Source organism: Hahnella aquatica (SeqCode), assembly GCF_965194505.1.
In the GTDB taxonomy this organism is placed as follows: domain Bacteria; phylum Pseudomonadota; class Gammaproteobacteria; order Burkholderiales; family Burkholderiaceae_A; genus Hahnella; species Hahnella aquatica.
On sequence record NZ_OZ239144.1, the window covers coordinates 823,042 to 848,718 of the forward strand.

At 60.9% G+C, this 25,677-nt stretch carries 25 protein-coding genes and 1 tRNA gene; 12 read left to right on the forward strand and 14 right to left on the reverse strand.

Annotation, left to right across the window (positions count from 1 at the left end):
• Nucleotide 1: 1 nt before the first annotated feature.
• The 4 genes from AC8GDA_RS04310 to AC8GDA_RS04325 are packed head-to-tail and all read left to right on the forward strand — an operon-like array spanning nt 2 to nt 4,063.
• Nucleotides 2–625 (forward strand): uracil-DNA glycosylase, encoded by a 624-nt coding sequence (locus tag AC8GDA_RS04310; RefSeq protein ID WP_506557074.1) that lies wholly within the window; start codon nt 2–4, stop codon nt 623–625.
• A complete protein-coding gene (uvrC, locus tag AC8GDA_RS04315; protein WP_506557075.1) occupies nt 622–2,451 on the forward strand; it encodes an excinuclease ABC subunit UvrC in 1,830 nt (609 codons plus the stop codon). Before AC8GDA_RS04310 ends, uvrC begins: the two co-directional genes overlap by 4 nt.
• Nucleotides 2,451–3,149: a monofunctional biosynthetic peptidoglycan transglycosylase gene (gene mtgA / locus AC8GDA_RS04320; RefSeq protein WP_506557076.1), complete on the forward strand. Its 699-nt coding sequence runs from the start codon at nt 2,451–2,453 to the stop codon at nt 3,147–3,149. Before uvrC ends, mtgA begins: the two co-directional genes overlap by 1 nt.
• Nucleotides 3,146–4,063 carry a DMT family transporter gene (locus AC8GDA_RS04325; RefSeq protein WP_506557077.1) on the forward strand — a complete coding sequence of 306 codons (918 nt, stop codon included), beginning with the start codon at nt 3,146–3,148 and terminating at the stop codon, nt 4,061–4,063. Before mtgA ends, AC8GDA_RS04325 begins: the two co-directional genes overlap by 4 nt.
• A 7-nt stretch (nt 4,064–4,070) precedes the next feature.
• Here the strand turns inward: AC8GDA_RS04325 and AC8GDA_RS04330 are convergent, their stop codons facing one another.
• Entirely contained in the window at nt 4,071–4,865 is a 795-nt protein-coding gene (locus tag AC8GDA_RS04330; protein WP_506557078.1) for an SDR family NAD(P)-dependent oxidoreductase, read from the reverse strand.
• 87 nt (nt 4,866–4,952) lie between these two features.
• Here AC8GDA_RS04330 and AC8GDA_RS04335 point away from each other — a divergent pair, with 87 nt between their 5' ends.
• Both AC8GDA_RS04335 and AC8GDA_RS04340 read left to right on the forward strand, forming a co-directional pair.
• Complete coding sequence (locus AC8GDA_RS04335; protein WP_506557079.1) at nt 4,953–5,546, forward strand: formyltransferase family protein; 594 nt, start codon at nt 4,953–4,955, stop codon at nt 5,544–5,546.
• Between the two features lie 105 nt (nt 5,547–5,651).
• Nucleotides 5,652–6,107, forward strand: coding sequence for a hypothetical protein (locus tag AC8GDA_RS04340; protein WP_506557080.1), 456 nt, complete (start codon nt 5,652–5,654; stop codon nt 6,105–6,107).
• A gap of 6 nt (nt 6,108–6,113) precedes the next feature.
• On the opposite strand, the gene AC8GDA_RS04345 is transcribed toward AC8GDA_RS04340, so the two are convergent.
• Nucleotides 6,114–8,192, reverse strand: a complete 2,079-nt coding sequence (locus tag AC8GDA_RS04345; RefSeq protein ID WP_506557081.1) for a spermidine synthase — start codon at nt 8,190–8,192, stop codon at nt 6,114–6,116.
• Between the two features lie 213 nt (nt 8,193–8,405).
• On the opposite strand from AC8GDA_RS04345, the gene AC8GDA_RS04350 reads away from it, so the two are divergent.
• The 3 genes from AC8GDA_RS04350 (at nt 8,406) to AC8GDA_RS04360 (ending at nt 11,212) form a co-directional block, all read left to right on the forward strand.
• A complete protein-coding gene (locus tag AC8GDA_RS04350; protein ID WP_506557082.1) occupies nt 8,406–8,804 on the forward strand; it encodes an HIT family protein in 399 nt (132 codons plus the stop codon).
• A gap of 107 nt (nt 8,805–8,911) precedes the next feature.
• A complete protein-coding gene (locus AC8GDA_RS04355; RefSeq protein WP_506557083.1) occupies nt 8,912–9,808 on the forward strand; it encodes a transporter in 897 nt (298 codons plus the stop codon).
• Between the two features lie 3 nt (nt 9,809–9,811).
• Nucleotides 9,812–11,212, forward strand: coding sequence for an exonuclease domain-containing protein (locus tag AC8GDA_RS04360; RefSeq protein ID WP_506557084.1), 1,401 nt, complete (start codon nt 9,812–9,814; stop codon nt 11,210–11,212).
• Here AC8GDA_RS04360 and AC8GDA_RS04365 read toward each other — a convergent pair.
• From AC8GDA_RS04365 to queE, 10 genes are all read right to left on the reverse strand, one after another.
• Complete coding sequence (locus AC8GDA_RS04365) at nt 11,182–12,420, reverse strand: CaiB/BaiF CoA transferase family protein (protein ID WP_506557085.1); 1,239 nt, start codon at nt 12,418–12,420, stop codon at nt 11,182–11,184. The two genes, AC8GDA_RS04360 and AC8GDA_RS04365, sit on opposite strands and share 31 nt — an antisense overlap.
• Nucleotides 12,417–13,196, reverse strand: a complete 780-nt coding sequence (locus AC8GDA_RS04370) for an enoyl-CoA hydratase/isomerase family protein (protein WP_506557086.1) — start codon at nt 13,194–13,196, stop codon at nt 12,417–12,419. The genes AC8GDA_RS04365 and AC8GDA_RS04370 overlap by 4 nt, the downstream gene beginning before the upstream one ends.
• A 15-nt stretch (nt 13,197–13,211) precedes the next feature.
• Nucleotides 13,212–14,498, reverse strand: coding sequence for a TRAP transporter large permease (locus tag AC8GDA_RS04375; protein WP_506557087.1), 1,287 nt, complete (start codon nt 14,496–14,498; stop codon nt 13,212–13,214).
• Between the two features lie 9 nt (nt 14,499–14,507).
• The gene (locus AC8GDA_RS04380; RefSeq protein ID WP_506557088.1) at nt 14,508–15,011 is read right to left on the reverse strand and encodes a TRAP transporter small permease; all 504 of its coding nucleotides are present in this window, start codon (nt 15,009–15,011) and stop codon (nt 14,508–14,510) included.
• Between the two features lie 24 nt (nt 15,012–15,035).
• Nucleotides 15,036–16,040: a TRAP transporter substrate-binding protein gene (locus tag AC8GDA_RS04385; protein ID WP_506557089.1), complete on the reverse strand. Its 1,005-nt coding sequence runs from the start codon at nt 16,038–16,040 to the stop codon at nt 15,036–15,038.
• Between the two features lie 41 nt (nt 16,041–16,081).
• Nucleotides 16,082–17,320: a pyridoxal-phosphate-dependent aminotransferase family protein gene (locus AC8GDA_RS04390; RefSeq protein WP_506557090.1), complete on the reverse strand. Its 1,239-nt coding sequence runs from the start codon at nt 17,318–17,320 to the stop codon at nt 16,082–16,084.
• 69 nt (nt 17,321–17,389) lie between these two features.
• Nucleotides 17,390–18,877, reverse strand: a complete 1,488-nt coding sequence (locus AC8GDA_RS04395) for a CYTH and CHAD domain-containing protein (protein WP_506557091.1) — start codon at nt 18,875–18,877, stop codon at nt 17,390–17,392.
• A 6-nt stretch (nt 18,878–18,883) separates the two neighbouring features.
• Nucleotides 18,884–18,959: transfer RNA gene (locus tag AC8GDA_RS04400), tRNA-Asn, on the reverse strand.
• 12 nt (nt 18,960–18,971) lie between these two features.
• Entirely contained in the window at nt 18,972–19,310 is a 339-nt protein-coding gene (locus AC8GDA_RS04405) for a 6-carboxytetrahydropterin synthase (RefSeq protein ID WP_506557092.1), read from the reverse strand.
• Complete coding sequence (gene queE, locus AC8GDA_RS04410) at nt 19,307–19,972, reverse strand: 7-carboxy-7-deazaguanine synthase (RefSeq protein WP_506557093.1); 666 nt, start codon at nt 19,970–19,972, stop codon at nt 19,307–19,309. Before queE ends, AC8GDA_RS04405 begins: the two co-directional genes overlap by 4 nt.
• 16 nt (nt 19,973–19,988) lie before the next feature.
• Between queE and AC8GDA_RS04415 the strand changes: the two genes are divergently transcribed.
• Nucleotides 19,989–20,540: a carboxymuconolactone decarboxylase family protein gene (locus AC8GDA_RS04415; protein WP_506557094.1), complete on the forward strand. Its 552-nt coding sequence runs from the start codon at nt 19,989–19,991 to the stop codon at nt 20,538–20,540.
• A 25-nt stretch (nt 20,541–20,565) separates the two neighbouring features.
• On the opposite strand, the gene AC8GDA_RS04420 is transcribed toward AC8GDA_RS04415, so the two are convergent.
• Nucleotides 20,566–21,558 (reverse strand): Bug family tripartite tricarboxylate transporter substrate binding protein, encoded by a 993-nt coding sequence (locus tag AC8GDA_RS04420; RefSeq protein ID WP_506557095.1) that lies wholly within the window; start codon nt 21,556–21,558, stop codon nt 20,566–20,568.
• A gap of 96 nt (nt 21,559–21,654) precedes the next feature.
• Entirely contained in the window at nt 21,655–22,875 is a 1,221-nt protein-coding gene (locus AC8GDA_RS04425) for an amino acid aminotransferase (protein WP_506557096.1), read from the reverse strand.
• Nucleotides 22,876–22,964: 89 nt separating this feature from the next.
• Here AC8GDA_RS04425 and uvrB point away from each other — a divergent pair, with 89 nt between their 5' ends.
• Nucleotides 22,965–25,064, forward strand: a complete 2,100-nt coding sequence (gene uvrB, locus AC8GDA_RS04430; RefSeq protein ID WP_506557097.1) for an excinuclease ABC subunit UvrB — start codon at nt 22,965–22,967, stop codon at nt 25,062–25,064.
• Between the two features lie 96 nt (nt 25,065–25,160).
• A complete protein-coding gene (locus AC8GDA_RS04435; RefSeq protein ID WP_506557193.1) occupies nt 25,161–25,652 on the forward strand; it encodes a low molecular weight protein-tyrosine-phosphatase in 492 nt (163 codons plus the stop codon).
• The last annotated feature ends 25 nt before the right edge of the window (nt 25,653–25,677 follow it).

Here is a 25,677-nt window from a genome sequence, read left to right on the forward strand (position 1 = left end):
CATGGAGGCACTCGCGGGCTGTCGTCGTTGTGAGCGGCTTGCGGGCTTTCTAGACGCCATTCGGGCAGACCACCCGAGTTATTTCTGTGCCCCGGTGCCCCCTTTTGGTGACGCCGCAGGGCAGCTGCTGGTGGTGGGCCTGGCCCCAGGCTTGCATGGCGCCAACGCCACTGGCCGGCCCTTCACGGGCGACGCCTGCAGCGACCTTCTCTATGGCAGTCTGCATGCGCACGGCTTCTCAAGTGCGCCGCGTTCCTTGCACCGTGATGATGGGCTCACGCTCCACAACTGTCGGATCACCAACGCGGTGAAGTGTCTTCCACCGGCCAATAAGCCCACCGGTGAAGAGGTTCGCACCTGTGGCAGTTATCTTCAGGCAGAGCTCTTGTCTCAGCGGCCACGTGTGGTGCTTGCCCTTGGAGCGGTTTCTCACCAGGCGGTGATCAAGGCCTTGGGCCTGCGCGCTTCAGCCCATTCCTTTGCCCACGGTGCAGAGCACGATCTCGGCCAGTTGTGTCTCATCGACAGTTATCACCCGAGCCGCTACAACGTGAACACTGGCCGGCTCACCGAGGCCATGTTTCTTGCTGTGGTGGGGCAGGCCAGACAAGCCTTGAGCAGATGACCCCTGAAGAGATCGCCGCCTTCCTGAAGGGCTTGCCGGCTGCGCCTGGGGTCTATCGATTCTGGAGCGCGGCCGATGAGCTGCTCTATGTGGGCAAGGCCCGTCATCTAAAGAAGCGTGTGTCGTCTTACTTTCAGAAGCATGGCCACAGCCCGCGAATTGCCAAGATGGTCTCGCAGATTCATCGGGCTGAGATCACCGTGGTTCGGTCTGAGGCAGAGGCCCTGCTGCTCGAGAGCAACCTGATCAAAACGCAGTCGCCGAGATACAACATTCTCTTCCGAGACGATAAGTCGTATCCGTACCTGCGAATGAGTCGGCATGCCTTTCCCAGAATCAGCTTCTACAGGGGGGCAGTGGATCGACAGGCGGATTACTTTGGCCCTTTTCCCAACGGCTGGGCCGTGAAAGAGAGCATCCAGATTCTGCAGAAGGTCTTCCAGCTCCGCAGCTGTGCAGACTCCGTGTTCTCCAATCGGTCGCGGGCCTGTCTGCTCCACCAGATTCATCGGTGCAGCGCACCTTGCGTCGGTGTCATCTCCTCGGAGGATTACGCCAGAGACACCCAGCGCGCGCTGGCCTTTCTCAAGGGCGGTCATGAGGAGGTCTTGCAGGGCCTAGAGGCAGACATGGTCGAGGCCTCTGAGCGGCTCGCCTTTGAAGAGGCGGCAGTCTTTCGAGATCAAATCTCTGCCCTCTCTCGCGTGCTGCAGCAGCACTCCATGGAGGCCGAGGACGGCCAGGACTGCGACATCCTCGCGGTGGCCACCGACGGCCATCGACTGGTGGTCAATTTGGCCATGGTGCGGGGTGGCCGTCATTTGGGAGACCGTGCCCACTTCTCGATGAATGCATCTGCCCTCGATCAGGACCAGGAGTCCGTGCTCGATGAGGCCCTGGTGGCCTTTGTGGGGCAGCACTACGGCAACACGACCAGCATTCCCACCCTGGTCTTGAATCGGGAGGGTGTGGTGGAGGCGCTTCTCGAGTGGTGGTCGAGCACAGAGCGCGCGCCCAAGCTGCTGCATTCGCCGCAGGGCAAGCGACGGGATTGGCTGCGCATGGCCGAGGACAACGCACGCCTTGCTCTGGCCCGGCGTGCCCAGGAGCAGGGTGGTGCGGAGGCCAAGACGAGGCTGCTGGCCGACACGCTGGGGCTTGCTGCGCAGGACGACCTTGCCCTGTTGCGCATCGAGTGTTTCGACATCAGTCACACCGCCGGCGAGGCCACCCAGGCCTCGTGCGTCGTCTACCACCACCATGCCATGCAGCCGAGCGAGTACCGTCGATTCAACATCGAGGGCATCACACCGGGAGACGACTATGCCGCCATGCGACAGGCGCTGCTGCGCCGCTATGGTGAAGCCGAGAGCCTTCCCGACCTCGTGCTCATCGATGGCGGCAAGGGGCAGCTCAGCATGGCTGCCCAGGTCTTTGAGGAATGCGGTCACGACACGAGTGTCTTGATCGGTGTGGTCAAGGGCGAGGGTCGCAAGGTGGGACTTGAGCGTCTGCTCTATGTGGATGGCCGAGAGCTGGCCTTGGGCCGCGACCATGCGGCCTTGCTGCTCGTGGCACAGATTCGAGATGAGGCCCATCGGTTTGCCATCACGGGCATGCGGGCCAAGCGGGCCAAGGCTCGGCAAGGCTCTGTGTTAGACGACATCGAGGGCATTGGGCCGAAGCGGCGTCAGCGGCTGCTGGCCAGATTCGGCGGTCTGCAGGGGCTGCGGGCGGCCTCTGTGGATGACTTGAAGACGGTGGACGGCATCTCAGAGACACTGGCCCAGCAGATCGTTCGACATCTTCGGGGAGAGTCAGACTGATGCGGCGCATCTGGCGATGGCTGCGCTGGCCGGTTGGCCTGCTCCTGGGCCTTGTGCTGGTGGTGCAGCTCTTCTTCTTTTCGCAGGTGGTCTGGCTTCGATTCGTGGACCCGACCACGACATCCTTCATGCGCGCAGAGCAGGCACGTCTCTCCATGGTTCAGTCTCGACCGGTGGTTCTGCGGCACCGCTGGGTGGATTACAGCCGCATCTCGTCGCAGGTGAAGCGTGCCGTGGTGGCCGCAGAAGACTCCGGCTTCACCCAGCACGATGGCATCGACTGGGAGGCCATTGAGAAGGCGGCCAGAGACAACCTTCGCAAAGGAAAGATCAAGCGGGGTGGTTCGACGATCACCATGCAATTGGCCAAGAATCTGTTTCTTTCCTCCGAGCGCAGCTTTGTTCGCAAGGGTCAGGAGGTGGTGCTCACGGGCATGCTCGAGCTGGTGCATGACAAGCGCCGCATTCTTGAGTTGTACCTCAATGTGGCCGAGTGGGGTGTGGGCGTCTTTGGCATCGAGGCAGCCGCGCAGCACTACTTCGGCATTCCAGCCGCAGCGCTCACGGCCGAGCAGTCGGCCTGGCTTGCTGCCATACTCCCGGCACCCCGGCGGTACGATCGGAATCGTCAGTCCGAGTGGATACAGGAGAAGTCCATCATCATTCTGGAACGCATGCCCAAGGTGGCCATTCCATGACTTGGCAGGTTCGTTTGTCACTCGCACTGTTGTTTGTGACACCGGCCTTTTGGACGGTGAACTACCTCATCGCACGGCTCTATGTGGGTGAGATTGAACCCCATGCCCTGGCCTTGCTTCGCTGGTCCGTGGCCCTCTGCATACTGCTGCCATTTTGCGTGGGTGAGATCCGCCATGCATGGCCACTGACGCCTCAGGAGCGACGGGAGTTTCTGCTCATGGGGGCGTTTGGAATGTGGATCTGTGGTGCCTTTGTCTATATCGCTGGGCAGACCACCTCGTCGGTAAACATTGGCCTGCTCTACGCCTTTTCTCCCGTACTCATCAGCTACGCCTCGGCCAAGCTTCTCAAGGAACCCTTCGGCTGGGTGCAGTCTGTGGGTGTTGGCCTGGCCCTGCTGGGCATGGTCTGGGTGGTGATCAAGGGCGATCTCTCTCAGTTGGCTGCCCTTCAATTCACGCCGGGCGACATTTGGATCCTGGTCTGCGTGGTGTCATGGACTCTCTATTCCCTGAGGCTCAAGGGCGTGCCCACGCGCTTTTCGGCAGTGGCCAGGCTCAGCCTCATCACGGCCGGTGGGATTGTGGTGCTCATCCCCTTCACGATCATCGAAGCAGCGCTCACACCAAATTGGACGATCACGCCGCTTGGCTTCTGGTATGTGCTGCTGGTGGGTGTCTTTCCGGGGGTGGGTGCGTATGTCTGCTACTCCTACATGCAGCAGCACTTGGGGGCTGCACGCACATCGGTGGTGCTCTACTTCGGGCCGATCTATGCCGCCCTGGCGGGCTGGGCGCTCTTGGGTGAGGCGCCCGAAATCTTTCACCTCGTGGGGGGCGTCGCCATTCTGTGCGGGGTCTACCTGGTGAATCGCCCGAGCCCGGGGCCGCAAGGGCAGCCTCGGGCGTCGTAGGAGGGGCTTATTTGGCGATTGCGCCGGCGTAGCAGAGCCCACCTGTGATCTCGAGGGTGGTTGCATTGATGGCCTCGTTCACCGCGCAATGCTCAATGAGTGAGGCAATCTCCTCAGGCTCGATCAGTCGGCCCAGGTGCACATCCTTCAATATGGCGGCCAGGGCATCCTGGTTCATGCCAGTCAGCATGGGGGTGGCCGTGTAGCCCGGGGCAATGCCGACGGCGCGGATGTTACGAATGCCACGCATGTGGAACTCGCCGATCATGATCTTCGGCATGAGGGCGCAGGCGACCTTGCTGGACGAGTAGTTGAGCTGGCCGACCTGTCCCACCTTGTTGACCGAGGAGATGGTGACCAGCAGGCCTGGCCAGCCACCGTTGGCCATGGCTTCGGCAGCGTCTCGCAGGGTCAGGAAGGTTCCGGTGAGGTTCACGTCGATGACCTGCTGCCACTTGTCGAGGCCAAGCTTCTTACCGATCTTGCCGGTGGCCTTGTCGGGGCTGAGCATCAGGCCGTCGCGGATCACGCCCGCACACGCCACGGCCATGTTGAGCTTGCCGAACTTTGTCAGCCCTGCCTCGATGAATCGGGCGGTGTCTGCCTCGGAGGTGACATCCGCACCGATGGCAATGGCCTCGGTGCCCATGGCCGCGACCGCATCGGCAGTTTTCTGGGCGTCGGCCTCGACCCGGTCGACCAGAATGAGTTTTGCGCCCTTGCTGGCCAGGTGTTTGGCCACGGCCTGACCGATACCATTGCCCGCGCCTGTGATGAGGGCCACGCTGCCTTTGACTTCCATGGGATTCCCTTCTTTTGATTGATAAACTTGCACCATTCTAGTGGGATTTATGATGCGCCGCAACATAACGCAAGGGAAGGTCAACGCATGAACGTCGTGCTCGTGGGATCAAAACATTTCGGCTCGGAAGTGCTCTCCAGGCTCATGGGAGCCTCTGGCGTGACCATCACCTGCGTGATCTGCACCGATCCCGAGGACCGTCTGGCGGGTTTGGCCCAGCAGCATGGACTTCCCGTTCGTATTCAGGAGAATCCTCGATCTGTCGGCGGCCACGAGATTCCGGACGGCACCGACCTGATTGTCACGGCCTACAGCCACGCGCTCATCACCAATGAGGCACTCGCCAAGGCCCGTCTCGGCGGCGTGGGCTATCACCCCAGCCTGTTGCCGCGGCATCGCGGGCGGGCCGCGGTGGAGTGGACGGTGAAGTGCGGCGATGCCATTGCAGGCGGCACCATTTATCAGCTCAATGACAAGTGGGATGCGGGCGGCATCGTGGCCCAAGACTGGTGCTTTGTGCTGCCCGGGGAGGACGCGGGCAGCCTCTGGCGCAGGGCGTTGAGCCCCCTGGGCATCGAATTGCTCTCCCAGACGGTGGTCGACATTGCCGCAAAGGGCGAGGTGGCCATCAAGCCCCAGCAAGAAGAGTTCGCCACGAAAGCACCAGCCATCCCGGCTTAACCCCTGTTTCCAGGCTGCGCCTGCGCCCGCCGGGGGGTGCTTCGGTCTCAGTGGGGCTGGTTTGGTTCTTGCTTACTCCTGGGTAACCACCCAAGGAGCGCGCCTGTGGGCCCTTCACCTGTCGATTTCCAGTCATCAGACCGACTGGCGTACATCCCGAGCACCGGACGAGGTGACGATCGGGGCGTTCACCATCGCCTGCCCGATGGCACAGCGGTGACCTATGCAGACATCCGTCGGGCTGTGGAGGAAGGGCGCGGGGATGAAGACGTGTCTCCCTATTTTTCAGGGCAGACCAATGCCCAGGCCCTGGGCACCCATCAGATTGTCAAACTCATTGAAGACCCACCGCCCGTGGTGGGCGCGATCTTTGCGTTGGCCCAGCGGTCCTGGTTCTCCCTGGCCACAGCCGTGGCCTCTGCCTTGGGAGCCACAGACGCGGTGAAGACCGCACTGACTGATGCGCCGACCGATGCGCCGACCGATGCGCTGCAACAGCCTGCTTCACCAGTGGTCATGGCGGCCGAGGCGCTTCGCATTCGCCAAGACATCGAGCGATAGCGGGCTTTACTTCAGAACTTGCAACAGGTTGTTGAAGTCGTCTGTCCAGAGCCGAAGGCCGGTGATGGGCTCGATGATGTACTCCGCATCCTGAATGTCGGGGTCTGCCATGAGTGCCTTGTTTCGCGTCACCAGCACATAGTCGGTTGAGGCCAGCAGACGCCCAGAGGTGTCGTCCGGCTGGTGGGAGAGGAGCATCGCCATGAGCCCTGCGTCGTGGGCGAGTTGCTGCACCACCGGCGGCAGTCGCAGGTAACGGTTGGTCACATGAAAGACGATGGCGCCGTCTGGCTTGAGGTGGCGCAGGTAGACCGCCATGGCCTCTTGTGTGATCAGATGCACGGGAATGGCATCGCTTGAGAAGGCATCAATCACCAGCACATCAAAGGCCTGTGGCGGCTCTCGCTCCAGCTGAAGCCGAGCGTCTCCCAGAGAGAAGCTTTTCTCGGCGGGGCTGTCTGATAAGTACGTAAATTGGTCTTGTGCAAGATCGATCACTGCGTCATTGATCTCATAGAAGCGGTAGTGGTCCTGGGCCCGTCCGTATACGGCCAACGTTCCCACGCCGAGGCCCACCACACCGACCCTGCTGCCATTCGGGCGGTTCTGCGCATACCAGTTGATGGCCAGGCCCGCCCCGGACTCCGGCCCGTAGTAGGTGGTGGCCATTCGCCGCAGGGCAGGGTCTGCACTCTGTAGACCATGAAGAATCACGCCGTGCACCAGTCGTCGAGTGGCATGGTCCTGTCCTTCATATCGGGCCTCGTTCACGCGCAGCGTGCCGTAGAAATTTCTGCTGGCCACCTCATTGTTATGAAAGAGGCTGTCGATGTGATCGTGTGCGTAATACACCGTGGCGGTCATGCTGGCCACCGCGCCAAGGACAAAGAGCACTCGGGTGGGCAACAAGGTTTCGGCCTGCCGCAACACCACCCACAGGGCCATGAGCGCCACTGCAAGAAGGCCGGCCGGAAGTTCCCAATAGAACGGGGCAAGGTGAGGGGCAAGCAACGAGACAGTGAGGCCACCGCAGGCCCCCCCGAGGGCCACCATGAAGTAGAACCGGGTGAGTTTGCGTGCAGGCGGCTTGGACTGGGCCAGTTCACCATGGCAAAAGAAGCAGACCAGAAAGAGGCCACCCAGGTACAAGGGAATCGCTTCCTGGATGCGCATGATTCCATCGTCAGCCACCAGGCCCCAGGCCATGATGGCCGATACGGCCAGCGCTGGAAGCATGAATGTCTCGCGGCGATACCAGCCACGGCCGCCGCGCCCCTCAAAGGCCAGTACAAAGGTCAGCAGGTAAAGAGACAGTGGAAGGATCCAGAGAAACGGGATGGAGGCCACGTTCTGCGTAATGTGGCTCGAAATGGCGAGCAGCAGCAGTGTTGCCAGCCCGGCCATGCAGAACCAAAAAAAGTGGTCTTGAAGACTGATGCGATGCGCAGATTCCTCTGTGCCTGTCCGCGCATCCTCTGAAGGCGCCGATGCCATCGGCCTTTTCATGGCCCTCAGGCCGACCAGAATCACCAACACCGTGAATACCGCGTAGGCGGTGCTCCAGACCCAGGCCTGATGCTGCGTGGACACATAGGGCTCGATGATGAAGGGGTAAGACACCAGGCCCAGAAGGGACCCGGCGTTGGACAGGGCAAAGAGTCGGTAGGCGCGCTGGGCCATTTGCGGGTCTTGCTGCTCGCGAGCCCACCAGGATTGAATGAGCGGTCCGGTGGTCGACAGCATGAAGTAGGGCAGGCCAATGGTGACGGCCAGCAGGCCGAGGATTCGCAGCAGTGGTGCTTCGTCGCCCATGGGCTTCCAACCGTCGGCCGCCAGAATGGGCAGGCTGATGAGGCTCACGACCAAAAGCGCTGCGTGCAGGCTCGTCTGCGCCTTCGGCTGAAGACGCTGAACCAGGTCTGAGTAAGCGTAGCCGGCCAGCAGGACCAGCTGGAAAAAGGTCAGGCAGGCCGACCAGACCGAGGCAGACCCGCCAAACCACGGAACAATCTGTTTGGCGATGATGGGCTGAACCAGAAAGAGAAGGAAGCTTGAGAGCAGAACCGCCAGCGCATAGAGCAGCAAGATGATCTCGGATCGTGAGGTGGAAGGGGATGTTCGAGCCTGCGTATTCTAAGGGGAGTCTGGCTCGCCCCGGTTTGCTCTGGGTTGGTGCATGCGATGCACCAGAATGCCCCATTTCGCCGAGTCACTGCCCCATAAGAATGCGGCAGGGCACGCGGGAGGGGCGTTCCATGCATACACATGGTTGGCACTGCGCTTGCATGGGCAGCAGGCATGAACCTCAGCACCCTCAAATGTCCATTCTGCGAGATCGAAGAAGGCCAGATCATCGCCCAAAACACCCACGCCATTGCCATTCGTGATGCCTACCCCGTCACGCCGCTGCACACCCTGATTCTGCCCAGGCGCCACGTGCACGACGTCTTCGGCATGGGGCAGCTGGAGGTGATGGCCTGTATGCGCCTGCTCGACGACGTTCGTCGGGGTCTGCTGCTCGAAGACCCCCGCATTGCCGGCTTCAATGTGGGAACCAATGCGGGTGAGGTCGCAGGCCAGAGTGTCTTCCATTGCCACTGGCACCTGATTCCCCGGCGCCGAGGGGATGTTGCCGTGCCAAAGGGCGGTATTCGCAACCTCATTCGTGGAGGCGCGAGCCCCAACACCCTGGTTTAGTCGGCTCTCCTGGGTGCCGCTTCAGGCTTGGGAGCGGTCCTCGTCAAGAGGCCTTTCTTCACGCCCGGCAGTCGGCAGGTTTGGTCCGGCTCTGAGACAATCCGGCCATGTTCAAAACGTGCGCGATCGGGCTGTTGATGTTCTTGGCCGCGGGGTCGCTCTGGGCCATTGACCTGGGGCCGGACGATCTGATCGTCCCCAAGCCGGGTATGCGCTACGTGCAGATGGGCTTGACGCACGCCGTGCGCGAAGACTTCAAAGTCAAAGGAGCGGTCACTCGGCCCGGGATTGGCATGCGCAGTGCTGTTGGCCACCTCCGGTACGGACAAACATTTGAGTGGGCCGGCCAGCCAGCCGTCGGCTATGCCCAGGTGGCCCATGGTGAGATTCGGCCCACTGGATGGCCAGCCTCGGTCACGCCTGAGCGATCCACGGGCGATCTCTCCCTGTTTCTCGGGCGTTGGCTTCTCGCCGATCGACTCGCAGGCCGCTATGCAGCGGTGGGGGGCTACCTCGTGCTGCCCACGGGCTCGTATGAGCTTGAGAAGACCATCGGCTTTAACCGAAACCTCGGCGAGAACCGCGTGCGGGCGGCCTTGCAGGTGGGCTACCACCAGCCCCTCTCATCCACCTGGGGCTGGATGACGGCCGCCGATGTGTTGTGGTCTGCTCGAAATGATTCCATCTACAACGCCTTGGGCGTAAGGGGTACCCTGGACCAAGCGCCCATCTACTCCCTCCAGACGGCCTTCGGACGGCCGATCACCGAGCATCTGCGGCTGGGGCTTTCCTACTTCTACACCCAGGGCGGTGAGACGCGATTCAATGGCGCAGGCCAGGGCAACGCGCTGCGGGTGCATCGCGGCATGCTGACCCTCACCACACACGGCCTGAGTGGCCGTTGGATGCTGCATGTGGGCCGAGACATTAGGACCGATACGGGTTTTATCGAAAAGGAACGCATCATCCTGCGCTACACCACGCGGCTTCCAGACGCGCCCTGACCGATGGCAGCCCAAGCCCTGGCCTTTGTGGACATCGAGACGTCGGGGTCCACTCCCAATCGAGATGGCATCACAGAGATCGCTGTCATTCGATTGGAGGAGGGGCGGGTTCGGCGTTGGGAGCGGCTGATCAACCCAGAGACCGTCATCCCGAGCTTCATTGAGTCACTCACGGGCATTCGCAACGAGATGGTTGCAGATGCCCCAACCTTCCGAGAGGTGGCTGCCGAGCTGCATGATGAGTTGGCCGGGTGCATTTTTGTAGCCCACAACGCCCGCTTCGACTACAGTTTCATCAAACAAGGCTTTGCCAGCATCGGCCTGGCGTTTCGAGCGCCCACGCTCTGCACGGTAAAACTGTCTCGGAGGCTTTTTCCGCTGGAGAGCCGGCACAATCTCGACACCCTCATTGAACGGCATGGGCTTGTTCCGATGGGGCGGCACCGGGCCATGGCCGATGCCGATCTGCTCTTGCAGTTCTGGCATGTGCTCGAGGCGTCCATCGGCCCGTCGGCCCTCTGGGATGCGGTGGGCACGCTCACGGCGCGCCCTAGCCTGCCCTCTCACATCGACCCCTCCGTCATAGACGCATTGCCCAATTCACCCGGGGTTTACCTGTTCTACGGTGATAACGAGCTTCCGCTCTACATTGGGAAGTCCAAGGACATTCGCGCTCGGGTGATGTCTCACTTTTCAGGCGACACTCGGTCGTCGCGGGAACTCCAGATGTCCCAGCAGGTTCGACGCATTGAGCATCGAGAAACGGGCGGCGAGGTTGGCGCGCTCCTGCTCGAGGCCGCACTGGTGAAGTCCATGAAGCCCATCTTCAACCGACAGCTTCGCCTCACCCGGTCGGTCAGTACCTTGGTGCTGGGTGAGCCGGGGGATCTTCCGCAGGTTCAACCGATGGCGGTGGCCGAGGCCATTCGAAATCACCCAGGTCGTTGTCATGGCCTCTATGAGACCGTCACAGAGGCCCAGCGCGCATTGCGCGCGATGGCCGAGGCCAACACTCTGTGCAAGGCTTTCCTGGGACTGGAGAAGCGCGCTCTAGGCCGTTCTTGTTTTGGCTTACAACTTGGTCGCTGCAAGGGTGTCTGCGATGGCCGTGAAGACCCGCGAGAGCACCATTTAAGGCTTTCACTGGTGCTGACATCGGTTCGTGTGAAGGACTGGCCCTTCGAGGGCGCGGCCTACCTTCGAGAGGGAGATCGCGTGCTCGTCTTTCGTGACTGGGCATTCCTTGGGGAGGCCCGGGACGAGGATGGACTGCAGGCCTGCTTGTCGGGCGGGCAGTTGGTGCAGTTCGATCGAGACACCTACCGCATCCTGAGCCGGGTGGCGGGCCGGATGCTGCCCATTGCGGCGGAACTTCAGGCTTTTTCGTCGCCTGGTGGTGCCTGATGCACCACCCCTTGATCGATGAGTGAATCGATCTCTTGACGGGTAAATCCAAAGGACTCAAGCACCCCAACGGTGTGCTCACCCAGTTCCGGCGCAGGCGTGGGGATTGGCCTTGAGGATGCGCCAAACTTGATGGGATGGCCAATGCCTTTCACGCGGCCGGCCTTGGGATGAAGGGTCTCCACCACCATCTCGCGCGCAAGCGCTTGGGGGTGGGTCAGGGCCTCTTCAATCGAATGTACTGGCCCCACCGGCACACCGGCGGAATCAAAGGCATCGATCCACTCCGCGGTTCCCTTGAATGCGAGCACAGCCTCAATCAGCTGGGTCAGTTCCTGCTGGTGCTGCATACGATCGGAGTTGCTTGCAAAGCGTGGATCGGTTTTCCATTCGGGATGCCCAAGGGTGTCGGCAATGCGTTCCCAGTTGGCCTGATTGGCGCCCCCGATATTGAGATGGCCGTCGGCCGTCTTGAATGCCTGATAGGGCGCCGTGAGGGGATGAGCTGATCCAAGTGGCTTGGCCGAGCGCCCGTTAGCGAAAAACATCGCCGCCTGCCAGTAGGTCTGCTGCAGACCGGCCTCCATGAGGGAGGTCTCGACGAACTGACCCTTTCCGGTCACGCTCCGCTCCACCAAGGCGGCGAGAATTCCAACGCAGGCCAGTATTCCAGCATTGATGTCTGCAACCGAGTTTCCAGTCTTGGCAGGTGGTTGCCCCTCAAAGCCGGTGATGCTCATGAGGCCGGAGAAGCCCTGGGCAATGAGATCGAAGCCGGGCTTATCCGACATCGGGCCGGTTCGTCCGTAGCCTGACACAGCAGCGTAGATGAGTCGGGGATTGACCGCGTTTAGGGCCTCGTAACCGACGCCAAGTTTCTCCATGGTGCCGGCTCGGTAATTCTCAGTGAGGACGTCAGCCTTCTCAACCATGCGCTTGAGCACCGCCACACCAGCGGGTTTCTTCAGGTCGATGGCCAGACCCTGCTTGTTTCGATTGAGGATCAGGAATGGAGCGGAGACCCCATTGATCCTTGGCTCGCGATACCCCCTTGAGTCGTCACCCGCGGGGAGTTTCTCCACCTTGATGACATTAGCGCCCATGTCGGCAAGCATCATGCCGCAGGTGGGGCCCGCCATGATCTGAGCAAGCTCCAAGACCTTGATGCCCTGAAGTGGCCCGTTGCGGTCAGAGGCCTTCAATGTCATCGACCAACAAACTCTGGGGGCAACTTTGCAAGAAAGGCCTTGTAACCAATTCGAAAGTCCTCTGTGTCGAAACAGTCAAAGCACTCGTCACGCTCGGATGATGAAATTGGGGAAGCATCGGCCAGGCGCCTTGCGAACTTCTTGTGCCAACGCGCCACCAATGGCGCACCGGCAGCCACCCGTTGTGCTGTCTCTTGCGCCTCCCGCTCGACCTCACTGTCTTTAACAACCCTTGAGACAAGTCCAATTCGAAGCGCCTCGTCGGCATCAAAAATTCGGCCCTCCAATAGAATCTCCAGGGCTTTGGATGGGCCAAGGAGTTTGGTGAGTGGCCCCATTTCACTGTAGGCCATCACAAGCCCCAGGCGATTGATCGGTGCCCCAAAACGACTCGACTCCCCGCAGATTCGAATGTCGGCCAAGGACGCGATCTCCATGCCACCGCCGACACAAATTCCATGCACCTGGGCAACAATCGGATGCGGGCAATTGGAGATGGCCGCAATTGTTCGGTGCATGACTTCACCATAGGCAATGGCCTGACGCTTGTTTGACCGCTCGGTCTCGAACTCGCTGATGTCGTTGCCAGGTGAGAAAGACTTTTCGCCAGCGCCACGGATGAGGATGCAGCGAACACTGTCATCTGCAGAGAGCCGCTCAAAGGCTGAGCCAAGTGCCTGCCAGAGCGGCTTGGTCATGGCATTGAGCTTCTCGGGGCGGTTGATGGTGAGTGATGCAATGTGTCCTTGCCTCGACTCGAGCAGAATGTTGGTCATCGTGGCAGGCCTCAACTAACGATAGAAGTACTCAACGAGCCCCATGCCGGTGACTGGTACATAGGTGACGAGCATGAGCACGGCAAACAAGACGCCAATGAAGTAGACATTGACTCGAGTGGTCTCCCAGACGCTGCACTTCGCGATGGCGCTAGAGACCATCAAGACACTGGCCACCGGCGGGGTCTGCTGTCCGATACCAAGGTTGATGGTCACGATGAGGCCAAAGTGAACGGGGTCGATGCCAACGGCCAGCACCAGCGGCATCACGACGGGCACCACCAGAATGATGGCTGCTGCAGAGTGTAGAAAGACGCCCAAAAATAGGAACACAATGTTCAGGAGGGCAAGGACCGCGTATTTGTCCGATGTAAATGCAGAAACCTCGGCTGCCAGTTGTTGCGGGGCGGAGATCTCGGTGAGGTAATTGCCCAGCAGTCCACTGGTGGCCACGAGCAGCATGACCACCGCGGTCTGCGTGCCCCCTTCCATGATGGCGGAGCGAAGATGCGCCCAGTCGAGATCTCGGTAGATGACAAGGCCGATAAAGAGTGACGCCAAGACCGCCAGGGCAGCCCCCTCGGTCGCCGTGACGACACCGCCGAAAATGCCCCCGAGAATAATGACAGGCAGTAGCAATGCCCAGCTCGCTTCTTTGGTGGCGATCCAAAGTTTGCGGCCCGAGAATCGCTCCTCGACCGGCAGGTTGTAGCGACGCGCAAAGTAGTAGGCCATCCCCATCAGACCAAAACCACCAATCAGTCCGGGAACAATCCCCGCCACAAAGAGCTGCACCACCGAGGTCTCGGCCATGACTGCATAGAGGATCATGGGAATCGACGGCGGAATGATGATGGCGAGCGTTGCAGACGAAGAGGTGACTGCAGCCGCAAACGGCGCCGAGTAACCCTTCTTCTTCATCTCGGGAATCAATACGGATCCCAGTGCCGCGACATCTGCAACGGCTGATCCCGAGATCTCGGCAAAGAACAGAGACACGCCAATGTTGACATGCGCCAAACCTCCGCGGATCCAACCGAAGAGTGCGGTGGCCAATCCGACCAGGCGCCTCGAGATGCCCGATGAATTCATGATGGCGCCCGCCAGAATGAACAAGGGGATGGCAAGCAGTGGGAAGTTGGTGGCGCTTTGGTAGAGCACGATGGGCAGGTTCGGCAGAACGTCGAGTCCTTGGGTGAGCACCATGGCGGCCGTGGCGACCACTCCGAGGGCCACAGCGATGGGCACGTTTAGCAACACCAGGACAAGAACAGTCCCGAACAGAATGACCATGGTCTGCATGGGTTGTCCTTAAGCCTGTGGCCGCTGCCGCAGCAGGTCGAATAGTGTCAGGAACTCTGAGATCAGAATCAGGACGGCCGAGATCGGAATGACCGATTGAAGGATGTCCATGGTGACCGTTGGGAGGCTGCTCATGGAGTCGGTCGCGAGAATGGGCATGATCTTCAAGCCCATCCAGCCCACGAGCGCGAAGAAGCCAATGACTACAAGCTGCCCCAGCACCGAGAACCAGCGTCGAGGACCGGGCGGAAGGAGGTCAACAATCTCGGGGCAGCCGATGTGCGCGCGTTTGAAGGACGCCAGGGCAGAACCGTAAAAGGTCAGCCATGCGAGCAGCATGGATGCCACCTCGTCGTACCAGACCAAGGGATTCCCAAGCGTTCGAAAGATCACGCCAGCGGTGACCTCAAGAAAGAGCACCACCATGAGGAGCCCCACAAGCCACTCTAAGCATCGACCATAGAGCGCGCGAAGGCCCACCGCTGCCGTCTCGGGAACACCGACATGTGACATCGCAGGGGCCTTCGTTTGCTGCAGTTATCGCAGGCTGTTGGCTTTGTCGATCAGAGCCTGCGCACCTTTCACCTCGGTGCCGAAGTCCTTGTAGATGTCTTTGCTTGCAGCCACGAAAGCCTTCTTGTCGACCTCATTGGACTTGGTGCCTGCTGCAGTGATCTTGTCAAGCAGCTCCCGGTCTTCCTTGGCCGCTAACTCGTAGACGTAGGCCTGTGTCTCTTTGGCGGTGTCCTCGAGAACCTTGCGGACATCGGCTGGCAGAGAAGCCCACTTCTTTGAGCCGGCGGTAAGGTAGGCCGGTGTGTAGACGTGTCCAGTCAGGCTGATGAACTTTTGCACCTCCTGGAACTTTGCTGAATAGATCTGCGTAAAAGGGTTCTCTTGGCCGTCCATCACACCAGTCTGCAGGGCCGTGAAGACCTCCTTGAAACTCATGGGTGATGGGTTGGCGCCATACTCTTGGAACATGCGAACACGCCACTTGCCCTCGGGCACCCGAAGCTTGATGCCCTTGAGATCGGCCGGCACCACGATCGGGCGCTTGTTGTTGGTGATGTGTCGGTAGCCGTTCTCCCAGACGCCGAGAATCTTGAGCCCTTTCTTTTCGGCCTCAGGCGCGAGCACGGGCCAGACAATGTCTTTCTCAATGCGCTGCATGTGCTTCCGATCCTGGACCAGATACGGCAGTTCGAAGATACCGAAGAGGTCAGACTCCGATGTCATGACCGAGGAGGGAAGGGCGAGGTCGATGGTGCCCAGCTTTAGCTTCTGCACCATTTCCTTGTCACCACCCAACTGGCTTGATCCGAATACGGTCACTTTAGCCTTGCCGGCGAGTTTTGCATTGGCCCGCTTTGCGAACTCTTCCGAAGAGAGTGCGAAGAGGGACCCGGGAGATCCAACATGGCCGAGCTTGATTTCAAGTTCTTGGGCCATGAGAGATGACTGAGCACCGAGTCCCAGACCAACCATGACGGCCATGGACACCAGTGAGCGACGCGTATTTTGAAAACGGGTTGTTGCCATTGTGGTTCTCCTTATTTTTGTTGGATGCATAACGACTTGGGTTAGGACTGGCTTAAAAAATCGATGGCAGCCTGCATGCCGCCTTTTCGATGGGGCACAGCGCAGTGGGCCAAGCCCATCTCGACCCCGCCGAGAGTGCCCAGCAGCGTGAGGTCGTTAAAGTCGCCCAGGTGCCCGATTCGAAAGACCCAGCCTTGTAGCTTTGCCAGGCCGGTGCCCAGTGACATGTTGAAATGCTCCAGCACGGCTCTTCGGAAGGCATCTGCGTCGTGGTAGGTGCCATCGGACTTCCTGGGCATCACCACAGCAGTCAGCACGGGGCTGTATTCCTCTGGGTTCTCGCAGAGGATCTCGAGGCCCCAGGCCTTCACAGCCCGCCGGGTTGCTTCGGCGTGCCGCTTGTGTCTTGCGAAAACATTCTCGAGACCCTCTTCGTAGAGCATGTCGAGGGCCTCTGCCAGACCGTACAGCAGATTTGTCGCAGGCGTGGAGGGCCAGAAGCCGTTTCGGTTGGCTGCGATGATCTCTTCCCAGCCCCAGTAGGCTTTGGGCAGTGTTGAGGTACGGCTTGCTTCGAGTGCCTTCGGGCTTACGGCATTAAAAGAGAGGCCCGGTGGAAGCATGAGCCCTTTCTGAGAGCCCGCAATGGTGACGTCAACACCCCACGCATCGTGCTCAAAGGCGACGCTGGCCATTGACGAGATCGTGTCGACCATGAGCAATGCTGGGTGACGCGCTGCATCCACGGCCCGTCGCACATCGGCAATGTTGGATGTGACCCCAGTGGAGGTTTCGTTGTGAACGACGCAAACGGCCTTGATCTGATGGGTGCTGTCGTCCCGCAGTCGTTTCTCAAGCAGGTTGGCATCGACCCCTCTTCTCCAAGAGCCCGGGATGAAGTCGGGGCGAAGCCCCAGTTTGTCTGCTAGCTTTTTCCAGAGGGTCGCGAAGTGTCCAGTCTCGACCATCAGGATTTGATCTCCTGGGGACAAGGTATTGACCAGGGCGGCTTCCCAGGCCCCTGTTCCAGACCCGGGGTAAATGACCACAGGCTGCTGTGTGCCGAACACGGGTTTGATCTGTTCCAGGATTTGCAGCCCGAGCCTTTGAAATTCCGGTCCTCGGTGGTCGATGGTCGGGAAGTCGATGGCCCTGAGAACTCGGTCTGGGACGTTTGAGGGACCAGGGATCTGCAGAAAGTGCTTGCCCTGACCAATGCGGTTCAGAGAGGAGCGTGGGTTGATGGGGGAGAATCCGGGAGCGGGGTGATCGCGTTGCATCGGGATCATTGTCAACGGGCAACACATGCCGTCAAGAGCATAAAAACCCTAACCTGCCATGGCGCGAATCTAACCGCGACCAATGAGAAAGCCCTTGGCCAGGGTAAGAAATCGCTCATGCTGGCAGTTCTCCTCCGTTACGGTGAGATGGCGCATGAGGGTGTGCAGCATGACAGCACGGTCTTGGTCATCGCCAAGCTTGTCCTGGGCACGGGCAGCCTTCTTTGCCTCAAGAGCCAGAGATGGGTCGGCGCCAAGTTGGAGCAGAACGGGGGCGGCATAGCGCAGTGCCTTGTAGGCGAGCCGAAGTCTGTGACGGCCTTCGACATGCGTGGCCTGACGTTTGCGACGCGATACGCGCCGGAGGAGTTGTTGGGCCTGCGCCTTGGCAAAGACGGCCGCGGTGGGCAGGCCGTGTTGGGTTGCCAAGGCATCTGATCGGGCGATGAGCGACACCAACAGGCTTCGAACGTGCTGCTGGCGAAGCGCCTCTCTGATGGCGTCTCGGATCTGTCTCCTGGCCAGGTTGGCCAGGTGCAGTGCCTCGGACACCTCGCGGTCTGTCTCCAGCGCTGCGTGCAGTGGCTCGACGACCTTCTCCAAGGCCACGTCCAGGTCGCGAAGCTCCCCAAGTGAGTCGGCCAGGGCCGAGCAGGCTGTTAGCAATGGGTCTTCAATGACCTCTGGCGCCGCTGATTGCATGAGTTTTAGGATGGTTCGAATCTGCCGCAACGCCACACGTGCCTGATGTGGCCCCTCCGGATCGGTGGTGTCCAGAATGCGCCAGACCTCGGTGGCCAGCGCCTGGGTGGCACGCAACAGGTGTGCCGAGAGCACCACACCGGTCTCGCCTGTGGCCCTTGCCTTGGGCAGGTCAGAGAAACTCGATTCCGGGTAGACGAGCATGAGGCCTCGTTGCGCCTTCGAGCGTGGCTCAAGGCAGGCCGGCAGCCCGATGCCATCGAGAAAGACCGACAGAGATTGGCAGGCGGCAAAAAGATCCGCTCGCTGTCCGGAGAGCAGTTCGATCTCGATCTCCACAACCGGCCGCTGGTCGGACTCGGTTTCGATGCTTCCGAGATCGTAGGCCACCTCCAGCAGGCTCGAGCCCAGGGCCACTTGCCAGACGGTGCGACGAACGCGAACAGTGAACAAGGGGCCCAGTGCAGCCGGATTGCTGAGCTGGGAAGCCTCTGACTTCTTGAATCCAAGGCTGGCAAGCTGTGCCCGATTTGGCAGGCCAAGGGGGTCGATGGCTGGAAAGGGTTGGGCAGTCTTTTGGGTGAGTGTGTGGTGAATCTCAAGCCGCTCGAGTCCATCACCCTCGGCCTTAAAGGTCTGTTGCCACTTGCCAGATTCACGCCGAATGCGCAGGCCCACTCGATGGCAGGCCAAAAGGGCGTTGGGTGTGTCGAAGTAGGTTGCGGTGAGCGTTTGAAGGTGCTGCCTGGCACCTCCAAGCAAGGGCCAGCGCCCAAGGTCGCGCGCTGTTGGTGCCTTGGTTCCGAGCAGCGCGAAGCAGACTTCAATCTCAGACGCCATGTGGGTGTCAGACACGGGCAGTGGCTCCCCGACCTGGGCTCGAACCAGGGACCTACGGATTAACAGTCCGGCGCTCTACCGACTGAGCTATCGGGGAAGGAAGCCGAAATTATATATCAGGCCGCCATTCGGCTCCGCAGCCAAGGCTCTCCCGCCAGACCCGCACTCGGGCCAGCGGGGGTCCATCCCACTGTGCCCGAATGAATTCAATGATTCTCTCCATGGTCGGCTCGTGCTCAATGACGTCGTTCAGGTGGCGATGGTCGAGCGAGGCCTTGATCCGAAGGGCCGCCTCCTCCAGTCCCGGCAGAGGGGTGACTCCCTCTGGCGGCGAGGCGACCCAAACCCGCGCCCAGTAAGAGTGACCGTGAATCTGTGGCAGGCCGATGGCTGGGGTCAGGCTGTGGGAGGCCTCAAAGGAGAAGGTGGTGTAGAGCAGGGTGGTCATCGGATGCCAAGGCGCTTGTGGTTCTGGAGTGACAAACGCCAGCGAGGATAACGCTTCACCCAGGCCAAGCAAAACGCCAGGCTGGCCTCTGCGCCCGGTCCATCGAGTGGCTGGACAAAGAAGTGCTCGAAGTCCATGGCCTCGAGCGCCAGTCGGTCAAAGCCGTCCTGTGGCTGCACCAGTTTCAGCTCTTGGCCCAGGGTCACGAGCAGGGGCTGAGGCTGTCCACCGAGCAGCCGCTTGGGGCTCACACAGACCCAGTCGATCCCCTCCGGAATCGCCAGACTGCCGTTGGTCTCAATGGCCACCGCCGCGCCGATGCCATGAAGTGCGTCGACGAGGGGTTGGTCCACCTGCAGCGCAGGCTCCCCACCCGTCAGCACCACATGGGGCGCTTCCGACCGTGGCCCACCCTCTGAGGCCCAGAGTTGCTTCACGCGGCCGATGAGTTCGTCGAGTTCAAATCGGCCGCCGCCATCGCCGTCGGTTCCCAAAAAGTCTGTGTCGCACCATAGGGCACAGTCGGCTGGTCCACTGGCGCGGTCTTCTGCGCGGCCACTCCAGTTATTGCATCCCGTGAACCGCAGAAACACCGATAGACGGCCTGCCTGGCCTCCTTCACCCTGTAAGGTGAGAAAGCTTTCTTTGAGCTTGTAAGTCATTGTGAGGAGTGTACGCATGAACGAGCCGCGCCCGATCCCGCTGCTGCCGCCAGACATTGAGCAGCCCACCGACCTCGTGGCGGCCATTCGGGCCAGGCGGGGTGGCGAGCTTCTCAAGCTCGATCGAATGCTCCTACACAGCCCGGCCTTGGCGCATGGATGGAATGTTTACCTTGGAAAGGTGCGCGGGGAGTTGAGCGTGCCTGCAAGGCTCAAGGAGTTGGCGATGTGCGCGGTGGCCGTTCTCAACGGCGCGCATTACGAGTACGAGCATCATGCCCCGCTCTATATTCAGGAAGGGGCCACCGCCGAACAGGCTCAGGCCATCTTAGAGATGGAACAGGCTAACTTTCCCTTGGGGCTTTTCCCCGAGGAGGATCAAGATGCGTTGGCCTTGGCCCGCGCCATGACCCGAGACATTCTTGTGCCGGGCTCCTTAAAGCGCAGGATGGTGAAGCGGCATGGGCCGCAGCAGGTGGTGGAATTGGTGGCGGTGATCGCCACCTACAACATGGTCTCGCGCTTCCTCGTCGCACTCGACATTCACACCGAGTACGACGAGGAGTAAGCGCTAAGCGGCTCAGGGCCGAGGACTAACTGCCGGCCTTGATGCCGTTGTCGCGAACGACCTTGCCCCAGCGCTCAATCTGCGCCCGGTTGAACTTGTCGAGTTCGGCCGGACCGCCACCAAGCACCTCCATGCCCTGCGCTGCCAGGTTCTTGGCCACTTCTGGGTTCTTCAGCACCTTGGCAATTTCGGCGTGGATCTTGTCGATCGTGGCCTTGGGCACGCCAGCAGGCGCGAACACCCCCCACCAACTGTAGGCCTCAAACTTGGGCACGCCTTGCTCTGCGACGGTCTTTACACCGGGCATTTGGGGGTCCTGCTTGATGGACGTCACCGCAAGGGCTCGCAACTGGCCGGCCTGAACGTTGGGGTTGAGCAGAAAGACCGATCCAATGGCCACGGGCACGTGGCCCGCCAGCGCATCCGCCTTCAGCGGACCGCCGCCCTTGTAAGGTATGTGGGTCCATTTCACGCCGGCATCGTTGGCCACTTGGACCATGGCCAGATGGCCCAGGGAGCCCGTGCCGATCGAACCGTAACTGATGCTGTCGGGCTTGGCCTTGGCGGCTGCCAAGAGTTCTTTGAAGTCTTTGAAAGGGGTGCTCGGGTGAACGGCAATCGCCATGCCGCCGGTGCCCACCAAGGTCACGGGTGCCAGGTCCTTCAGGGTGTCGAATGACAGGTTGGGGATCAGGGAGGGGTTGACCGCATGGGTGTCAAAGACCACGGCGATGGTGTTGCCGTCTGGGGCTGCCTTGGCCAGTGCCGCAGTTCCGATCGAGCCGGAGGCGCCACCCTTGTTTTCTACAATGAATTGTCCGCCCGTGGTTTTCGCGAGTTCTGCGGCAAACAGCCGGGACACCTGGTCGACGGAGCCCCCTGGCGGGAAGACCGAGATGATGGTCACGGGCTTGCTTTTGTCCGGCCAGGCATGGGCGGAGAGGGGTGCGATGGACGCAGCCAGTGCGACTGCGGTGGCCAGCGCCACGAAGGGCCGGCGGGTCAGGCTTGAACGCATGGGGGAACCTCCTGTTGAAAGAGCACTTATCTAACCCCAGTTTTCAGTCCTTTGGGATTAGGGCAAGCCTTAATCCCTTATCCGAGCTCAGCTCCCTTATCCGAGCTCAGCTGGGCTGGTCACCGCGGCGATCGCATCGCAGACCCGCTCCAGGTTGTTGCTGTTGAGCGCTGCAATGCAGATGCGGCCGGTGCCGATGGCGTAGACCCCGAACTCCTCCTGCAGCCGGTCGACCTGCTCACTGCTGAGCCCGGTGTAACTGAACATGCCGCGTTGGCTGGTGATAAAGCCCACGTCGCCCTTGAATCCTCTGGTCTTCAGGCCATCGGCCAATCCCTTGCGCATGGCCTTGATGCGGTCTCGCATCCCGGCGAGTTCTGCCTCCCAGGTGGCCCGCAGGGCAGGGGTGGACAGCACCATGGCCACCACGGCGCCGCCATGGGTGGGCGGGTTGGAGTAGTTCGTGCGGATGGTTCTTTTGACCTGGCTCAGGACTCGGCTGGCTTCGTCGGCCGACTGGGTCACGATGGACAGTGCGCCCACCCGCTCGCCGTAGAGGGAAAAAGACTTCGAGAACGAGCTCGACACCAGAAAGGAGAGGCCGGAGGCCAGGAAGGCATTCAGAACGGCGGCATCCTGGGCAATCCCCTCGCCAAAGCCCTGGTAGGCCATGTCGAGAAAAGGAATGTGGCCCGCGGACTGGATGACAGCGATCACCGACGACCACTGCTCCGCAGAGAGGTCGACCCCCGTGGGGTTGTGGCAGCAGGCATGCAGCACCAAGATGGTGCCTTTTGGGAGCGATTGAAGGCTCTCCAGCATGCCTTTGGCATCCACGCCTCGGGTTTTGGGGTCGTAATAGCGGTAGGTGAGCACCTCGAAGCCGGCCATCTCAAATAGGGCCCGGTGGTTCTCCCAGCTGGGGTCGCTGATGGCCACCTTGGCCTGTGGCAGCAGGCGGCGAAGGTAATCGGCCCCCACTTTCAGCGCGCCGGTGCCCCCGAGGGCCTCGATGGTGACCACCCGTTGGGCTTTGAGCACTGGGCTGTCTGCCCCAAAAAGCAGGCTTTGGACGGCCTGGTTGTAGGCCACCGCCCCCTCAATGGGCTGGTAGCCCCTGGCCGGCGCAGCCGACACCCTCTGCCCTTCTGCTTCCTTTATGCATTTAAGTAACGGTAACTTGCCCTGATCGTCGTAATAAACGCCCACCCCAAGGTTGACCTTGTTCGGGCGGTTGTCAGCCTGAAAGGCCTCGGTCAGACCGAGGATGGGGTCGCGCGGCGCGCGCTCAACGTTGGCGAAGAGGGAGGCGGTCATGGGGGGTTTGTCAAGAGGGATGCTGCAAAAAAAGGATTGGAAATTTGGCGGGCACGCGAGGAAAATAGCCGATTGTTCGAAAGATTACCATGGCATTACAAGCCGTTACCTACCCAGACAGCCCCTTTGAATTGGTGGCCCCCTTCTCCCCAGCCGGCGATCAGCCAGAGGCCATCGCGCGCCTGTGCGATGGGCTGGGTGAGGGCCTGGCCTACCAAACGCTGCTGGGGGTCACGGGGTCTGGCAAGACCTTTAGCATGGCCCATGTCATCGCCAAAACGGGCCGTCCGGCCCTGGTGTTGGCCCCCAATAAGACCCTTGCAGCCCAGCTTTACGCGGAAATGCGGGAGTTTTTCCCCCGCAATGCGGTGGAGTACTTCGTGTCTTATTACGACTACTACCAGCCAGAGGCCTATGTGCCCCAGCGGGATCTTTTCATTGAGAAAGACTCGGCCATCAATGAGCACATTGAGCAAATGCGTCTTTCAGCCACGAAATCGCTGCTGGAGCGCCGTGACACCATCATCGTGGCCACGGTCTCTTGCATCTATGGCATTGGCAACCCAGCGGACTACCACGCCATGGTCTTGTCGATGCGCGTCGGGGACAAGCTCTCTCAGCGAGACCTCATCGCCCAATTGGTTCGCATGCAATACCAGCGCAACGATGCCGAGTTTGTGCGAGGTCATTTTCGGGTGCGCGGCGACACCATCGACATCTTCCCGGCCGAGCATTTTGAGAGTGGTCTTCGGGTGGAACTCTTCGATGATGAGGTGGAGTCGCTCCAGCTCTTCGACCCCCTCACGGGCCGCCTTCAGCAGCGGCTCAATCGGTTCGTGGTCTACCCATCCTCCCACTATGTCACGCCCCGTGAAGTGGTCTTGCGGGCGGTGGAGACCATCAAGACCGAATTGGTGGAGCGATCGAAATGGTTCGTGTCGCAGGGCAAGCTCGTCGAGGCCCAGCGCATTGAGCAGCGCACGCGCTTCGACCTCGAAATGCTCGGGGAGCTTGGCTTTTGCAAGGGCATCGAGAACTACAGCAGGCACCTGTCTGGTGCGGAACCGGGCGCGCCGCCCCCCACCCTGATCGACTACCTGCCTGCCGATGCCCTCATTTTCATGGATGAATCCCATGTCATGGTGGGCCAACTGGGCGGCATGTACCGTGGAGACCGCTCTCGCAAGGAGACGCTGGTCGACTTCGGCTTCCGGCTGCCATCGGCCCTCGACAACCGGCCCCTGCGGTTCGATGAACTCGAGCCCAAGCTGCGGCAGGTGGTCTTCGTGTCGGCCACGCCGGGCCACTACGAGCTCGATCGCTCCGGCGGTGACGTCGTCGAGCAGGTCGTCCGGCCCACCGGGCTCGTAGATCCGGCGATTGAGGTCCGTCCTGCCAAGACCCAGGTCGATGATCTTCTCTCAGAGATCCAGATTCGGGCGGCCAAGAACGAGCGGGTTCTCGTCACAACGCTCACCAAGCGCATGTCCGAAGACCTCACCGACTACCTCTCCGACAACGGCATTCGGGTTCGCTACCTGCACTCAGACATCGACACCGTCGAGCGGGTCGAGATTCTCCGAGACTTGCGCCTGGGCAGTTTCGATGTGCTGGTGGGCATCAATCTGCTGCGTGAAGGCCTGGACATCCCAGAGGTCTCCCTGGTGGCCATTCTCGATGCCGACAAAGAAGGCTTCCTGAGAAGCGACCGAAGCCTGATCCAGACCATCGGCCGTGCGGCCCGGAACATCGAAGGGCGTGCCATTCTGTATGCCGATCGCGTTACCGCCTCCATGCAGAGGGCCATGGGCGAGACGGAGCGGCGCCGCAACAAGCAGTTGGCCTTCAATGCGGAGCACGGCATCACGCCCACGGGCGTGGTCAAGGAAATTCGGGACCTCATCGACGGTGTCATGTCGAACAAGTCAAAGCAGCGCGAGGCCGACGCCATGGCCAGCCGCGCCACAGACCTTGTCGACCTCTCCGAGAAGGAGCTCTCGCGCGAAATTGCGCGGCTCGAGAAGCAGATGCTCGAGCACGCAAGAAACCTCGAGTTCGAGAAGGCCGCGCAGGCCCGAGATCAGCTCGCACGCCTCAAGGCGCGCGTGTTTGGTGCCGGCCGCCTGCACGACCAGGTCGAGCCAGAGCCCTCCCAAACCAGTGCTGCCCGGGCAAGCCGCGCTGCCTAACCCATGCCCACCACCCACTCTATAAAAAAAGGAAGCCAAAACATGAGCCGTCCTGCACCCAAGAAGCCTGAATCGTCTGCGCCCAAGGTTGTTGGCATGCCGACAAGGGTTCTATTTGTCTGCATGGGCAACATTTGTCGCTCACCCACGGCCAAGGCCGTCTTCGACCACATGGTTCGGACGGCAGGCCTGAGCGAACTGGTTCAAGCGGATTCAGCCGGCACCCACGCCTTTCATGCGGGTGAGCCTGCAGACCCCCGTGCCACCGCCACGGCCCAGAAGCGTGGTTACGACCTCAGTGGCCACCTGGCCCGCAAGGTCGAAATGAAAGACTTCAGCGAGTACGACTACATCCTGGCCATGGATTGGGACAACCTCGCATTGCTTCAGCGAACCGCCCCACGCGGTCTGCAGCACAAACTGCAACTGCTCATGCGTTTTGCCACAGAGTACGAGGCTGCGATTGTGAGCGACCCGTATCACGGCGGCAGCCAAGGCTTTGAGCAGGCCCTCGACCACATCGAGGACGCCTGCAACGGCCTGATGGAGGTGGTTCGCCGTCGGGCGAGCATGGTGGCGGCTGCCTAGACAGCCTGGAGGGTGTCCTGCCTCG